This window comes from Intrasporangium zincisolvens (assembly GCF_034724055.1).
GTDB lineage: Bacteria > Actinomycetota > Actinomycetes > Actinomycetales > Dermatophilaceae > Monashia > Monashia zincisolvens.
Map to the genome: position 1 here is coordinate 175,313 of NZ_JAWIIL010000008.1, position 13,631 is coordinate 188,943.

8 protein-coding genes and 1 pseudogene are annotated in these 13,631 nt (G+C 73.2%); 7 read left to right on the forward strand and 2 right to left on the reverse strand.

What is annotated here, in order from left to right:
* Positions 1 to 67: 67 nt before the first annotated feature.
* From mnhG to RY076_RS18835, 3 genes and pseudogenes are all read left to right on the forward strand, one after another.
* Positions 68 to 409 (forward strand): annotated as a pseudogene (gene mnhG, locus RY076_RS18825) (monovalent cation/H(+) antiporter subunit G); the annotation flags it as partial.
* Between the two features lie 349 nt (positions 410 to 758).
* On the forward strand, positions 759 to 2,474 hold the full coding sequence (locus RY076_RS18830; RefSeq protein ID WP_323100752.1) for an ABC transporter ATP-binding protein: 1,716 nt from the start codon (positions 759 to 761) through the stop codon (positions 2,472 to 2,474).
* The gene (locus tag RY076_RS18835) at positions 2,474 to 4,276 is read left to right on the forward strand and encodes an ABC transporter ATP-binding protein (protein WP_323100753.1); all 1,803 of its coding nucleotides are present in this window, start codon (positions 2,474 to 2,476) and stop codon (positions 4,274 to 4,276) included. The genes RY076_RS18830 and RY076_RS18835 overlap by 1 nt, the downstream gene beginning before the upstream one ends.
* A 330-nt stretch (positions 4,277 to 4,606) precedes the next feature.
* On the opposite strand, the gene RY076_RS18840 is transcribed toward RY076_RS18835, so the two are convergent.
* Positions 4,607 to 6,265 (reverse strand): GMC family oxidoreductase, encoded by a 1,659-nt coding sequence (locus tag RY076_RS18840; RefSeq protein WP_323100755.1) that lies wholly within the window; start codon positions 6,263 to 6,265, stop codon positions 4,607 to 4,609.
* A 143-nt stretch (positions 6,266 to 6,408) separates the two neighbouring features.
* Between RY076_RS18840 and RY076_RS18845 the strand changes: the two genes are divergently transcribed.
* From RY076_RS18845 to RY076_RS18855, 3 genes are read left to right on the forward strand one after another with little or no spacing between them, the layout of a single operon-like run.
* Entirely contained in the window at positions 6,409 to 7,458 is a 1,050-nt protein-coding gene (locus RY076_RS18845) for a glycosyltransferase family 2 protein (RefSeq protein ID WP_323100756.1), read from the forward strand.
* The gene (locus RY076_RS18850; protein ID WP_323100757.1) at positions 7,455 to 7,901 is read left to right on the forward strand and encodes a GtrA family protein; all 447 of its coding nucleotides are present in this window, start codon (positions 7,455 to 7,457) and stop codon (positions 7,899 to 7,901) included. Before RY076_RS18845 ends, RY076_RS18850 begins: the two co-directional genes overlap by 4 nt.
* Positions 7,888 to 9,420 (forward strand): DUF6056 family protein, encoded by a 1,533-nt coding sequence (locus RY076_RS18855; protein ID WP_323100758.1) that lies wholly within the window; start codon positions 7,888 to 7,890, stop codon positions 9,418 to 9,420. The genes RY076_RS18850 and RY076_RS18855 overlap by 14 nt, the downstream gene beginning before the upstream one ends.
* A 12-nt stretch (positions 9,421 to 9,432) precedes the next feature.
* On the opposite strand, the gene RY076_RS18860 is transcribed toward RY076_RS18855, so the two are convergent.
* Positions 9,433 to 11,529 carry an acyltransferase family protein gene (locus RY076_RS18860; RefSeq protein WP_323100759.1) on the reverse strand — a complete coding sequence of 699 codons (2,097 nt, stop codon included), beginning with the start codon at positions 11,527 to 11,529 and terminating at the stop codon, positions 9,433 to 9,435.
* 364 nt (positions 11,530 to 11,893) lie between these two features.
* Between RY076_RS18860 and RY076_RS18865 the strand changes: the two genes are divergently transcribed.
* On the forward strand, positions 11,894 to 13,573 hold the full coding sequence (locus RY076_RS18865; protein ID WP_323100760.1) for a glycosyltransferase family 2 protein: 1,680 nt from the start codon (positions 11,894 to 11,896) through the stop codon (positions 13,571 to 13,573).
* Positions 13,574 to 13,631: the final 58 nt, after the last annotated feature.

The window sequence follows — 13,631 nt, forward strand, 5'->3', positions numbered from 1 at the left end:
ACGCCGAACCCCCCGGAGGCACGGGCGCCACCGGACGTACCGACACCACAGACCCGCAGGAGGCGTCGTGACCGCCCCGGCCTGGCTCCTGTCCACCCTCGACGCGCTCGGCGGGGTGTGCCTGCTGCTCGGGGCGTTCCTCTGCCTCGCCGGCGCCATCGGCCTGGCGCGCTTCCCCGACACCCTGTCGCGGCTGCACGCGGCGACCAAGCCGCAGACGCTCGGCCTGTTCGTCGTGCTCCTCGGGCTCGCGCTCACGCTGCGCACCTGGGCCGCCGTCACGACCCTCCTGCTCGTGGGCGCGACGCAGTTCCTCACCGCCCCCGTGTCGGCGCACCTCGTCGGGCGCGCGTCGTACCGCAACGGCAGCGTCGACCGCGACACCCTCGAGGTCGACGAGCTGTCCGAGGCGCTCGAGCGCTCCGGTTGGGACCCCACCCACNGTACCGCAACGGCAGCGTCGACCGCGACACCCTCGAGGTCGACGAGCTGTCCGAGGCGCTCGAGCGCTCCGGTTGGGACCCCACCCACTGACCCATCCGTCGCCACCCGCTCGTCATCCCGTCTTCTTCGTCGAGTGAGCACCCAGCCCCACCCGTCACACAGAGGACCTGTGACGCGTGGGACGCAGTGCTCACTCGATCGACAGGGAGGGGGGCGCGGTAGTCAGGGGCGTCGGGCTGCGCTGTCGGACAGGGGTTCTCGGCCCGACCGAAAATCGCGTGAGGGCGCCCGCGTCGCTCCGTACAGTGGAGCGAGTGATCGCGCTGCCGGATGCCAGTCCCCGGACCCCCGACCTGTCGTCGCCGACGGCGTACCTCCGGCGTCTGGCCACCTACCAGGTGCCCACGCTCCTGCTCGGCGTCCTCTTCGGCGTCATCTGGCTCGTCAGCCAGGCGCTCTTCCCCGCGGCGATGAGCAAGGCCATCGACGACGGGATCATCGGCGGTGACGGCCGGGCCCTGCTCCTGTGGTCCGGCGCGCTCGTCGGGCTCGTCGTCATCAGCGCGGCCTCGGGCGCCGTCCGGCACCGGTTCGCCGTGGCCAACTGGCTGCAGGGCGCCTTCCGCTCGGCCCAGTTCATCGGCCACCAGGCCGCCGACACCGGCGAGGCCCTGACGCGAGCCGTGCCCACCGGCGACGTCGTCGCCACGGTCAGCTCCGACGCCATGCGCATCGGCGGGCTCTACGACGTCAGCGCCCGGTTCGCCGGCGCCGTCGTGTCCTACGTCGTCGTCGCGCTCATCCTCCTCGACGCCTCGAAGCCGCTCGGGCTCGTCGTGCTCATCGGCGTGCCCGTCCTCGTCGGCGCGCTCACCTTCATCGTGCGCCCGCTGCAGGCCCGCCAGCTGGCCCAGCGCGAGGAGGCCGGCACGCTCATCGGTCTCGGCGCCGACACCGTGGCGGGCCTGCGCGTGCTGCGCGGCATCGGCGGCGAGCACACCTTCCTGCGCCGGTACGCGACGCAGTCGCAGCAGGTCCGCGTGGTCGGCAACCGCGTCGCCGGCTACCAGGCCGCCCTCGACGCGGCGCAGGTGCTGCTGCCGGGGCTGTTCGTGCTCGTCGTCGTCTGGCTCGGGGCCCGCTTCGCCATCGAGGGCCAGATCACGCCCGGACAGCTCGTGGCCTTCTACGGGTACACGGCCTTCCTCGTCATCCCGCTGCGCACCGCCACCGAGATGGTCGACCGGGCCACGCGCGCCCACATCGGCGCCGACAAGCTGCTCCGCGTCCTTCGCGTCACCCCCGACCAGACCGACGCCACGGGCGAGCTGCGGCCGCTGCCCGACGGGCCGGCCCGCCTCGTCGACCCGACGAGCGGCGTCGCGGTCCGACCCGGCGTGCTCACCGCCGTCGTGTCGGCGCGACCCGAGGAGTCCGCCGCCCTCGCCGACCGGCTCGGCCGGTTCGGACCGCGCGCGACCGACGCCCGCCTCGACGGCACGCGACTGGCCGACGCGCCGCTCGCGGACGTGCGCTCGCGCATCGTGGTGTCCGAGACCGACCCCCGCCTCTTCACCGGCTCGCTGCGCGACGAGCTCGACCCGCTCGGCGCCCACGACGACACCGCGCTCCTCGAGGCGCTCGGCGTCGCGAGCGGCGAAGACGTCCTCGAGGCGCTGCCGGACGGCCTCGACAGCGAGGTGGAGGAGCGCGGTCGCGCCTTCTCCGGCGGCCAGCGCCAGCGGCTCGCCCTGGCCCGAGCGCTGCTCACCGACGCCGACACCCTCGTACTCGTCGAGCCGACGAGCGCCGTCGACGCCCACACCGAGGCACGCATCGCCGGACGCCTCGGCGCGGCCCGCGCAGGCCGCACGACCGTCGTCATGACGGCCAGCCCCCTGCTGCTCGACCGCGCCGACGAGGTCGTCTTCCTCGAGGGCGGCCGGGCCGTCGCGACGGGTACCCACCAGCAGCTCATGACCGACCACCCGCGCTACCGACGCACCGTCGTCCGGGGCGAGGAGGACTGATGTCGACCGCCACCACCGCTGCGCCGCAGGCGAACCCGACCACCACCACCAAGGCTCTGCCCGTCGCCGACACCGCGTCGGTCCGGCAGCACACCCGCGGCCTGCTGCGCCGCCACCGCCGGGCCCTCGCCACCGTCGTGGGGCTGCACGCCGTGGCCGCCGTGGCCTCCCTCGTCGCGCCCCGGGTCATCGGCCTGCTCGTCGACGAGATCAGCCACGGCCGGAGCGTCGAGGTCGTCGACCGGCTCGCCCTGTGGATCGCCGGGGCGGTGGTCGTGCAGACCGTCGTCACGTGGTTCGCCCGCCGCGCCTCGTTCGTCATGGGCGAGACCGTCTTCGCCGAGCTGCGCGAGCAGTTCATGGAGCGGGTCGTCGGCCTGCCGCTGTCGACGGTCGAGCGCGCCGGCACCGGCGACCTCGTGTCACGCACGACCAACGACGTCGAGGCCCTCTCGCACGTCATCCGGTTCGGGGTGCCCTCGATCTTCGTCGGCGCCGTCACGACCGCCATCACCGTCGTGGCCGCGTTCCTCACCGGCTGGCAGGTGGCCCTCGCCATCGTCGTCGGCATCCCGGTGCTCGTCGTCTCGACGCGTCGCTACCTCCGGTACGCCCCGGAGGGCTACCTGCGCGAGCGCGCGACGTACGCGGTGCTCAACGGCGTCGTCACCGAGTCGGCCGAGGGAGCCCGCACCGTCGACGCGCTCGGCCTGAGCGCACGTCGGCGCCGCCGCATGGATGCCGCCCTGCACGACTGCTACGACGCCGAGGTGTACACGCTCGGCCTGCGCCTGCGGTGGTTCCCCGCCGTCGAGTTCGCCTTCTTCTTCCCCGTCGCGGTGACGCTGGCGTGGGGCGGCTGGCTCATCTCGCGCGACGTCGTCACCGCCGGCACCGTCACCGCCGTGGCGCTCTACGTGCAGCAGATGGCCGGGCCGCTCGACGAGCTCATCTCCTGGCTCGACGAGATCCAGGTCGGCGCCACCTCGCTCGCCCGCGTCATCGGCATCGCCGACGTGCCGCCCGACCGCAGCGCCACCGGCGAGGAGCCGGCCGACGACCACCTCGAGGTGGCGGACGTGCACTACGCCTACCGCTCGGGTCGCGACGTGCTGCGCGGCGTCTCGCTCGACCTGCGACCGGGTGAGCGGCTCGCCATCGTCGGCCCCTCGGGCGCCGGCAAGTCGACGCTCGGGCGCCTCATGGCCGGGATCGACGGCCCGCGCGAGGGCCGCGTCGACGTCGGCGGCGTGCGCCTCGTCGACCTCGAGCTGGCCCAGCTGCGTGGCCAGGTCGCACTCGTGACGCAGGAGCACCACGTCTTCGTCGGCAGCCTCGAGGACAACCTGCGCCTGGCCCGACCCGGAGCCACGCGCGAGGAGCTGCTCGAGGCCCTCGCCGCCGTCGACGCCCGCGAGTGGGCCCTCGCCCTGCCCGAGGGGCTCGACACCGGCGTCGGCTCGGGCGGCCACCGGCTCACCGAGCCGCAGGCCCAGCAGCTGGCCCTGGCGCGGCTCGTGCTCGCCGACCCGCACACGCTCGTCCTCGACGAGGCCACCTCGCTGCTCGACCCGCGCGCGGCGCGACACCTCGAGCGGTCGCTCGCGGCCGTCGTCGAGGGCCGCACCGTCGTCGCCATCGCGCACCGGCTCATGACCGCCCACGACGCCGACCGCGTCTGTGTCGTCGAGGACGGCCGGATCAGCGAGATCGGTTCGCACGAGGAGCTGCTCGCGGCCGACGGCGCCTATGCCGCCCTCTGGCGGTCGTGGCGGGACGAGCCCCAGCCGGCCCCTCGCTGAGCGCGTTCGACGGCACTTCGTCACGGCGTCGGAGAAATCTGCGGAAATTGCTGACGAAGGGGCGTAACCCCGCCGCCCAGCGGTCGTTGGTCAGCACGGTGCAGGGCTGTTTCTCGACCGGTTGCCAGCCCGCGCACCGAGGGTGGGGCCGTCTCTGAGGGGTGACGGCCCCACCCGCACGCGTCGCGGGTCCGCACCACCCACCCCCGGCGGGCCCGCGACGTCCTCCCTCCCCCTCGATCGCCCGACCTCGTCGGGACGCACGGATCGGCCCACCCGGCCTCCTCCTCCACCCGGGTGGGCCCGTCCGTGCGGGGTCGGCCCGACGCGTCAGGCGGGCACGAGCCGGTAGGGCTCTCCCTGCGCCGGGCGGCGGTCGGTCTCGCCGGCCGCGGGCCACAGCGACATGGCCCGCTCGGCCTGGGCCGTGATCGTCAGGCTGGGGTTGACCCCGAGGTTGGCCGACACCGCGGCGCCGTCGACGACGTGCAGGCCGGGGTAGCCCCAGACCCGGTGGTACGGGTCGACGACGCCGGTCTGCGGCGAGTCGGAGATGACCGCACCGCCGAGGAAGTGCGCCGTCATCGGGATGTCGAGGACCTCGCCGATCGACGAGCCGGGCCAGGCCCGCTCGCCGGTGCCCTGCTCGAGCCGACGCGCCATGGCGCGGACGGCCTCGTTGCCCTCCGGGATGTAGGTGGGGTTGGGCTCGCCGTGGCCCTGGCGCGACGTGAGGTGCCAGCCGAACGGGCCGCGCTCTCGGCTCACGGTGATCGAGTTGTCGCTCGACTGCATGACGAGCGCGATGACGGTGCGCTCGCTCCAGCGACGGCTCGACAGCGAGCGCGCGAAGATCGTCGGGTGCCGCAGGGCCTGGCCGAGGAAGCGTGCCCAGCGCGGCACGCGTCCACCCCCGTCGACCTGCATGACGGCGAGGGCCCCCATGAGGTTGGAGCCCTTGCCGTAGCGGACGTTCTCGACGTGCGTCGTGTCGGACACGTGGAAGCTCGACGTGATGGCCACGCCCTGGGTCAGGTCGGCGCCGCGCGGCACCCGCTGGGTCATGGCGCCGCCGAGCGCCTCGGAGTTGGTCCGGGTCAGGTGCCCGAGCCGGCTCGACAGGTGCGGCAACCCGTCGGTGCGCATCGCCTGGAGCAGCTGGGCGGTGCCCCAGGCCCCGGCCGCCACGACGACCTGCCCGGCGGTGACGGTCCGCTCGCCGGCCCGACGCCGTCCCCACGCCCCGGAGCGGACGGTGGTCACGGCGTAGCCCTCCTCGGGGCGGGTCGGGTCGAGCGGCCGCAGCCGGGTGACGGTCCGCAGCGGCTCGACCGTGACCCCGCGTCGCTCGGCGAGCGCGAGGTAGTTCTTGACGAGGGTGTTCTTGGCCCCGACGCGGCAGCCGACCATGCAGTTGCCGCACTGCGTGCAGCCGGTGCGCTCCGGGCCCTGACCGCCGAAGTACGGGTCGGGGACGCGTCGACCGGGCTCGCCGAAGAAGACGCCGACTGGCGTCTTGCGGAAGGTGTCGGCCACGCCGAGGTCGGTGGCGGCCCCGCGCATCAGCGCCTCGACCGGGCCCTCGCACGGGTTGGTGACGACGCCGAGCATCCGTTGGGCGGTGGCGTAGTGCGGGGCGAGCTCGGTCTGCCAGTCGGTGATGTGCGCCCACTGCCGGTCGCGGAAGAACGCCTCCGGGGGCACGTACAGCGTGTTGGCGTAGTTGAGCGACCCGCCGCCGACGCCGGCTCCCGCGAGCACGAGGCAGTCGGGCAGCCGGTGGATGCGCTGCACGCCGAAGCACCCGAGGCGCGGCGCCCAAAGGTAGCGGCGCACGTCCCAGCTCGTCCGGGCGAAGTCGTCGTCCTCGAAGCGACGACCCGCCTCGAAGACGTGGACGCGGTAGCCCTTCTCGGCCAGGCGCAGGGCCGCGACCGACCCCCCGAACCCCGATCCGATGACGACGACGTCGTGGTCGAAGGTGCTCATGCCCCGACCCTAGCCAGCCACGCCGTCGCAGGCTACCGAGAGTAACCTGTGTCATAGCCGGGACGGGTGTCGCCGGGCGGACAAAGGGTGTACGCCACGCCGACGTTTCGGGCCCTGGGGGCGACCAGTGTATTTTTGGCCGCATGCACGATCAGGGGAACGGGGGGATGGGGCCGACACTGTCCATCGTCGTCCCCTGCTACAACGAGGCACAGACGCTCCGATCACTGCACGAGTCGGTGGTCCGCGAGCTCGAGGGCCACGTCGGCTCGTGGGAGCTCATCCTCATCGACGACGGCAGCCGCGACGCCACCCGCGCGATCGCCGCCGAGGTGGCGCGCTCCGACCAGCGCGTCCGCGCACTCGGCCTGTCCCGCAACTTCGGCAAGGAGGCGGCGATGTACGCCGGCCTGCGTGCCGCCCGGGGCGACTACGTCATCCTCATGGACGCCGACCTCCAGCACCCGCCGGCGCTCATCCCGGAGATGATCGAGTACGCGGCCGAGGGCTGGGACCAGGTCATCGCCCGGCGCACCCGTGCCAGGGAGCAGGTCGTGCGCAAGCACGTCTCGCGCCTCTACTACCGCACCGTCAACCGCCTCATGGACGTCCGGCTGGCCGACGGCGCCGGCGACTTCCGGCTCATGAGCCGCCGGTGCGTCGACGCGCTGCTGGGCCTCGGCGAGGCGCACCGCTTCTCCAAGGGCATGTTCGCCTGGGTCGGCTTCCCCCAGATGGAGATCCAGTACGAGAACGTGCTCAGCGAGCGCGACGAGTCGAGCTGGACGATGCGCTCGCTGTTCAACTACGGCCTCGAGGGCCTGCTGTCCTTCAACACCAAGCCCCTGCGACTCGCGATCTGGACCGGGGCCGCGGTGGTCCTGCTCACCGTCGCCTACGCGGCCTGGATCCTCGTCGGTGCCGTGTTCAACGGCGTCGACACACCGGGCTACGTCACGACGATCGCCATCACCTCGCTCATCGGCGGCGTGCAGCTGATCACGCTCGGCATCATCGGCGAGTACGTCGGGCGCATCTTCAACGAGACGAAGCGTCGACCCATCTACCTGCTGTCCTACGACAGCAGCGGTGAGGCCGCGAGCCCGCGGATGTTCCACGTCGCCGCCGACGGCTCCCTCGACGCCGAGCCCGAGGTCGTCGAGCTGACCGAGATCGAGCACCGCGTCCCGTGAAGGCCCTGATCCGCGAGCACCTCGGCCCCCTGGTGCGCTTCTCGATCGTCGGCGTCCTCAACACCGGCGTGTACTACGGCGTCTACCTGCTGCTCGTCGGCCTGATGCCCTACCTCGTCGCGCACCTCATCGGCTGGTTCGTCGCCATGACGTTCTCGTTCCTCATGAACTGCCGTTTCACCTACCACGTACGGCCGACGTGGCGCCGGTACGCGCTCTTCCCGGTCTCGAACCTGCCCAACGTCCTCGCGACATCGGTCGGGGTCGTGGCCCTCGTCGAGCTCGCGCACGTGTCGGAGCGCCTGGCGCCGCTCATCGCGGGCATCTGCGCCATCCCCTTCTCCTACCTGCTCGGGAAGGTGCTCATGGTCAAGGCGCACCGGGACGACATCGAGTCGCCGGAGGCGCTCAGCACGATGGGGACCGTGCGTGACGACGGCTGAGGCGCCCACCGGGCTCGCTGGACGCCTCGGCGCCCGGCCCTCCTACCGGTCACTGCTGACCGCCGACCTGCCGCGCATCGCCGAGGTCGTGGTGCTCGCCCTCATCGGCGTCAGCTTCCTGGCGCTGGCCAACCTCTTCCCGTACAGCGGCGACGACTGGGCCTGGGGATCGCAGATCGGTCTCGACCGGCTGTCCACCTTCTTCGCCGACTACAACGGTCGGTACGCGGGCAACCTCGCCGTCCTCGTGCTGACGCGCTCGAGCGCGCTCGTGGCCGTGACGATGGCGGCGACGGTGGCCGGCATCAGCCTGCTCGTGCTCCACCTCGCCCGGTTCCGCACCCTGACCGGCTACGCGCTCGTGTACGCGCTCCTGCTGTCGATGCCGGCCGAGGTGTGGCGCCAGGGCGTCGTGTGGACCTCCGGCTTCAGCAACTACGCCCTGGCGACGCTCACCATGCTCGCCGTCCTCGTCGCGCTCCGTGCCTGCCTGGAGCGGGCACCGGGTGAGTGGCGCCGACCCGCCCTCACCGCGGCGGGCCTGCTGGTGCTCACCTTCGTCGGGCAGCTGTTCATCGAGCACGTGACGCTCTACCTGCTGGCGATGGCGGTGCTGGCCCTGCTGGTGGCGATCCGTCGCCGGCGGCTGTTGCTGCCGCTGTGGGGCATCGTCGCCGGCACCCTGCTCGGTGCCGCGGCGATGTTCTCCAACGGCGCCTACCGCCGGGCCTTCACCGGCGGCAACACCTACCAGAAGATCGGCTCGGGCTCCGGGGGCCGCACCCAGCAGATGGTGAGCGCCGTCGAGACGGCGATCGCCCCGTACGGCGTCGTCCTCAACACGACGCTCAACACCGTCCTGCTGCTCCTCGTCGCCGTCCTCGCGGTCCACCGGGCTCGGCGCTCGGACGGCGCCGCACGCGTCCTGTTCGCCCTGACGGCCGTGGTGGCCGGTATCGGCACGGCGGCCGTCGTGCTCCTCGTGCCGCGGACCGCCGCCGCGGCCGCGACGGTGGGACCGGTCGCGCTCGTGGCCCTGCTCGCGACCCTGGGGCTGGCCGCCGTGGTCAGCGACGCCGCGAGCCGGCCGCTCGTCCTCCTGGTCGCCTTCTCGTTCGTCGTCGTCCTGCTCCCCCTGCTCGTGGTGACGCCGCTCGGGCCGCGCTGCTTCGTCCCCTCCTACGTCCTGCTGCTCGTCGCGGTCGCGAACCTCGCGGCGCAGGCGGCTCGAGGCTTCGGGCTCTGGTGGTCCGCGACCGTCCTCGTCGGCGCGCTCGCCCTCGCCGGCACGGTGTTCGTGATCCGCTTCGGCGTCTACTCCGCGATCGACACCGCGTCGGCGCTGCGGCAGGCCGCGGCCCACACGGCGGTCGAGCAGGGCCGCACCTCCGTCACGCTCCAGCACCTGCCCGGCGGCAACCTGTGGCTCCACGCCGGCGACCCGGCCTTCGAGCCGTGGGGGACGCGGTACAAGCTGTTCTACGGACTGCCCGACTCGCTGCGCATCAGGGTGCGCTGAGGCCCCGGCGACTCAGAACTTCGAGCCGAGGATCGACTGCGCGGCCCGCTTGACCTCGGGGTAGAGCGTCGAGGAGAAGCTCTCGGTCATGTGCCCGTGGTCGAAGAAGGTGATGAGGCCACCGATGATGCCGGGGCACTTTCCCTCGTTGCAGAGCAGCGCGGTCGCGTCGAGCAGCTGCACACGGTCGTGGGGCAGCCCGCCGCTCGAGACGGCGCTGGCCAGCGGATCCGGTTCGATCGCCGTGGACTGGCGCGCGTCGCACCGCTCCGGCGTGTCGGCGTACCGGGAGAGGCAGTCGGGCACGTTGTGCCCCGCGTTGGGGGTGTCGCGGATGGCGAGCACCTTGAGCCCCGACCGGAGGAACGAGTTGACGACACGGGTGTAGGACGCCTCGGCAACGGCGGTCTTGCGCGCCGCGGGCACACCCACGAGGGGCTGCAACGTGCGGTTCGCCATGACGACGAGCGTGTAGCCGCCGGACCTGATGCGACCCTGCGCCCACTGGTTGTACGCCTGGCAGTTGGTCGTCAGCTGCGGCGGGTTGAAGGAGACCGGCGCATCCACGGCGTAGCACTCCGAGGCCAGGTAGGTGTCGATGTGCCACCCCCGCTCCCGGGCGAGACGCTCGAGCGGCGGGAACCACTGACCGGCGTGGGAGTTGCCGTAGAGGGCGATCCGGACCGGCGTCGACGACGGACCGTAGCTGCAGACCTTCCGGCTGGTGAAGGGTCGGTCGTTCCAGCAGCCGTCGGCGTAGACCTGCGGCTTGTCCTTGGCGGCCCGCGAGGGATTCGTCAGCATCGCCACCTGGCGCCCTGCGCAGGACGCCGTGCGGAAGTAGTCCGCCCCGACGCACGAGGCCCCGGTGGGGATCGGTCCGGAGGTCTGGGCGTCGGCACGCGCGATCGCCACGTGGGCGATGCCGGCCGCGCCGAGCGAGGCCGCGAGGCACACGGCGAGCAGCACGAACGAGCGCTTCGTGCTCCGGGCGATGCGCGGCGTGAAGCGCATGAGGTCCTCGACCCAGCGCTTCGTCAGGGCCGACAGCACCAGCACGAGCCCGAGCAGGAGCAGCTTCTGCCACCAGCGCACGTTGTCGTCGTCGAGGACGAACGGGATGATGACGATCGCCGGCCAGTGCCAGAGGTACACCGAGTACGACACGTCGCCGAGCCACTGGACCGGGCGCCGCGACCACAGCGAGAAGGGCCCCGGGCGCAGGTCGTCGGACCTCGCCGCGATGACGGCGGCGGTGCCCACGGTCGGCAGCAGGGCCGCGACACCGGGGAACGGGGTGCCACCGGTGAAGGTCCACGAGGACCACGCGATGGCGGCCAGGCCACCCCACAGCAGGACCGACCTGACGAGCGCGCCGCGCAGGCTCAGCCCCGCGTGGACGGCGGCGGCCAGTGCAGCCCCGACGCCGAGCTCCCAGATGCGCGTCGTCGACACGAAGTAGGCCGAGGCGGGGTCGTCCTGGGTGAGCCACGCCGAGAACGCGAGGGAGGCGCCGCTGACGACGAGGATGACGCCGAGGGGTGCGAACCGGAAGGAGCGCCCGAGGCGGCGGCAGACGAGAAAGGCGAGCCCGATGAGGACCGGCCACAGGATGTAGAACTGCTCCTCCACCGACAGCGACCAGTAGTGCTGGGTCGGCGAGTGGAGCTGGTCGGTGGCCAGGTAGTCGGTCGAGGTCAGCGCGAGCATCCAGTTCTCGACGTAGAGCGCCGAGGCGATGACCTCGTTCGCGACCCGCTGGTGGACCGTCTGCGGCAGCCACAGCAGGCTGGCCCCGAGCGTCACGAGGAGCACGAGCGTCGCGGCCGGGATGAGCCGGCGCACGCGGCGGGCCCAGAAGGCGAAGAGGTCGGAGAGGCGGCGGATCGGCCGCTGGAGCAGGTGCAGCGTGATGAGGAAGCCGGAGATGACGAAGAACACGTCGACCCCGACGTAGCCGCCCGTGAGGCGGTTGGGCCAGAAGTGGTAGACCACCACGAGGGTCACGGCGATGGCGCGCAGGGCCTGGATGTCCTTGCGCGGGCCGGCGTCGGCCGGTCGCTCCGGGGCCGCCGGCTCTCGGTGACCGGACGGGGTCGCCTCGGTCACCCCGCCGAGGATCGCGGGGCTCGCTGCGTCGGGTGCTGCCAAAGGCCTGCTCCGTGCTCTCTGCCGGCAGAACGCCGGTTCGTTCGCGTGCCGCGGGGCGCGCGAGGGCGCCGTCCGGGCCGGGGATGGACGTCGCCCAACGTAACGCACCAACCTTGGGCCCGCCGAACGTGCGCTGGGAGCCCACCGTGTGGTACCCGACGTGCTCGCCGGCCGCTCTCCGGGCCTCTCTCGGTGGACTCTCTCGGCGGCCTCTCTCGGTGGCCTCTCACCGCGTGCGGAGGTGGCGCACACCCCGCCTCGCTACGATGGGGCGCCGCGCCGCCCGCAGGGGTGGCCGCCCCACCCACCGGAAGGCCCCGACGTGTGCCCTGACGCGGCTCCCGCCCACGGCCCAGACGCCTCCCCCGACGCATCGCCCGACGCGTCCGCCCCGCTGCTCACCGTCATCTCCAACGTCTACGACGACGCCGAGCGGCTCCCCCGTGCCGTGGCCTCGGCGCTGGCGGCGTGGGACTCGGCGGGTCCTGCGTCCGGTGACGGCGCGGGCATCGAGGTGCTCGTCGTCGACGACGGCTCGACCGACGACACGGGCGCGGTCGCGGACCGGCTCGCGGCGTCCGACCCGCGCGTGCGCGTCGTGCACCGCGGGGTCAACGACGGGGCGCCGGGCGCGCCCCGCAACCTCGGCATCGCCGAGGCCCGGGGCACCTACATCGCCTTCTGCGACAGCGACGACGAGTACCTGCCGGGCACGCTGCGCCGTCTCGCCGACCTCGCCGTGGCCCGCGACGCCGACGTCGCCGTCGGCGGCGTGGCCCGCTTCAACGAGCGCACGGGGCGCACGACTCCCCTGCCGGCCACCGAGTACGTCTCCGGCCCCGTCGAGCCGCTCGTCCCCGGGTCGCCGCTCTGGCAGGACACCATCGCCGTGGCGAAGGTGATCCGGCGGGCGTTCCTGCTGGAGGAGGGAATTCGCTTCCCTGAACGCATCCTCTACGAGGACCAGCCCTTCACCGTGGCTCTGTGGGCGCGCGCCGGTCGCATCGCGACCCTGCCCGACACCGTCTACCTCTGGTACGTCAACAACGTGGCCGGCGAGGAGTCGATCACGGCCCGGCGCCACGAGATCACGAACTTCCACGACCGCATCGCCGCCAACCGGGCCATCGACGCCTACCTCGAGGGCCGCCCCGACCTCGCTGCCGCGAAGCTCGACAAGTTCGTCCGCCACGACCTCGCGCTCTACGGCAAGGACCTCGACGCCCGCGACGAGGCGTACCGGTCGGCGTTCGTCGCCTCGGCCCGCGGCTACCTGGCCGATGCGCCGGCCGACCGGCGGGCCGGGCTCGAGCAGCCCTACCGCCTCGTCGTCCGCGAGCTCGTCGACGGCACGGCCGAGGGAGCGGTCGCCGCGTGCCTCTTCGCCTACCGGCGACGCCACCTCGACCGGCCGCTCGAGTCGCGCGGTGAGCGCTGGTGGTGGCCCTACCGCGCCCCCGACGCCGCGGGCCCCGAACACGACCTCTCCGACGTCGTCCGTTCCCAGGCGGTGCGGGGCCGACACCTCGCCACCGTGTCGGCGCGCACCGTCACCGCGGCGGGAGCGCGTCTGGCCCTCGAGGGGGTCGTCGTCGACGGCGATCGGAGCCTCGGCCCCGCGGCGGCGCTGCGCCTCGAGCTCGTCGACCGCGACACCTCGGCCGTCGTCGCCGACTGCGCGACGCGGCTGCGCGACGGCGCCTTCACGGGCGCGCTCGTCGTCCCGGACGCCGCGCCGGGTGTCACCGGCCCGTCGGCCTACGCCGTCCGGGCGTCCTTCCCGCGCCGCGGTCTGGCCGCACGGGTGCTCGGTGTCCTGCGCGTCGTGCGGGCGGGAGCGGCCCAGCCCGTCGAGGTGCCGGCGTCCCTCGAGCTGCCGACGCTCGACGTGCCCGGTCGCGACGGCCCCCTGCACGCCTACCGGACGCGCAACGGGAACCTGGGCCTGAGGCCCCTCCTCGACGGCGAGTCGTCCGCGGACCCGTCCAGCGCGCCCTCCTGAGCGCGGGCCACGGGCCGGTCGAGGGCCTCGATCGCGGCCGTGACCCGCTCACAACACC